Here is a 1,573-nt window from a genome sequence, read left to right as displayed (position 1 = left end):
GCCTCCTACATGCGGCCCAACTTCTTCACCAACACCCCCGACATCCTGCACGCCTACCTCCAGCACGGCGGCCGGCCCGCCTTCGAGGTCCGCGCCGTCCTCGCCGCCACCCTCGCCCCCTCCTGGGGCATCTACAGCGGCTACGAACTCTGCGAGAACACCCCCCTCAGAGAGGGCAGCGAGGAATACCTCGACTCCGAGAAGTACCAGCTCAAACCCCGCGACTGGGCCGCCGCCACCCGCGAGGGCCGCACCATCGCCCCCCTCATCACCCGCCTCAACGACATCCGCCGCCGCAATCCCGCACTGCACCGGCTGCGGAACCTCCGCTTCCACCACGCCGACAAGGACGAGGTGATCGCGTACTCGAAGCGGAGCGGATCGAACACGGTTCTGGTGGTGGCCAACCTCGACCCGCACCACACCCAGGAGGCCACGGTCTCGTTGGACATGCCGCAACTCGGCCTGGAATGGCACGAGTCGGTGCCGGTGCGCGACGAGCTGACCGGCGAGACCTATCACTGGGGCAGGGCCAACTATGTGCGTCTCGGACCGGGCGGAGCGCATGTGCTCGTCGTCGGCCGGGCACCCGGGGGCCGGTCCCCGGACGAGCACGGCACGGTTCTGCGACCGTCCAACCCGCAGATCGGAGGGTCACCCACCATATGATCGTCAATGAGCCCGTTCCGGACACCTTCGAGGACACACCCGCCAAGGACCGGGACCCGGAGTGGTTCAAACGTGCCGTCTTCTACGAGGTCCTGGTGCGCTCCTTCCAGGACAGCAACGGCGACGGCATCGGCGACCTGAAGGGCCTGACCGCCAAGCTGGACTATCTGCAGTGGCTGGGCGTGGACTGCCTGTGGCTGCCGCCGTTCTTCAAGTCCCCCCTCAGGGACGGCGGCTACGACGTCTCGGACTACACCGCCGTACTCCCCGAGTTCGGCGACCTCGCCGACTTCGTCGAGTTCGTCGACGCCGCCCACCAGCGCGGCATGCGCGTCATCATCGACTTCGTCATGAACCACACCAGCGACCAGCACCCGTGGTTCCAGGAGTCCCGCAAGGACCCCACCGGCCCCTACGGCGACTACTACGTGTGGTCCGACGACGACAAGCAGTACCAGGACGCCCGCGTCATCTTCGTCGACACCGAGGCGTCGAACTGGACGTACGACCCGGTACGCAAGCAGTACTACTGGCACCGTTTCTTCTCGCACCAGCCGGACCTGAACTACGAGAACCCGGCCGTGCAGGAGGAGATGATCTCGGCGCTGAAGTTCTGGCTGGACCTGGGCATCGACGGGTTCCGCCTGGACGCCGTGCCGTACCTGTACCAGCAGGAGGGCACCAACTGCGAGAACCTGCCGGCCACCCACGCCTTCCTCAAGCGGGTGCGCAAGGAGATCGACACGCAGTACCCGGACACGGTGCTGCTGGCGGAGGCGAACCAGTGGCCGGAGGACGTCGTCGACTACTTCGGCGACTACACCGCCGGCGGCGACGAATGCCACATGGCGTTCCATTTCCCGGTGATGCCGCGCATCTTCATGGCGGTGCGGCGTGAATCGCG

1 protein-coding gene and 1 pseudogene are annotated in these 1,573 nt (G+C 66.6%); both read left to right on the top strand.

Going from position 1 to position 1,573, the window contains the following annotated elements:
• Positions 1-669: pseudogene (locus ACH5A8_RS34565) on the top strand (alpha-1,4-glucan--maltose-1-phosphate maltosyltransferase); the annotation flags it as partial.
• On the top strand, positions 666-1,573 hold a 908-nt coding region (locus ACH5A8_RS34560; RefSeq protein WP_399007955.1), incomplete at its 3' end, for an alpha-amylase family glycosyl hydrolase. The pseudogene ACH5A8_RS34565 and the gene ACH5A8_RS34560, both read left to right, overlap by 4 nt.

The sequence above is a fragment of the Streptomyces sp. NPDC018610 genome (assembly GCF_044391765.1).
GTDB lineage: Bacteria > Actinomycetota > Actinomycetes > Streptomycetales > Streptomycetaceae > Streptomyces.
The sequence above is the reverse complement of the archived record's forward strand: the minus strand, read 5'-3'. Positions and strand labels throughout refer to the sequence as shown.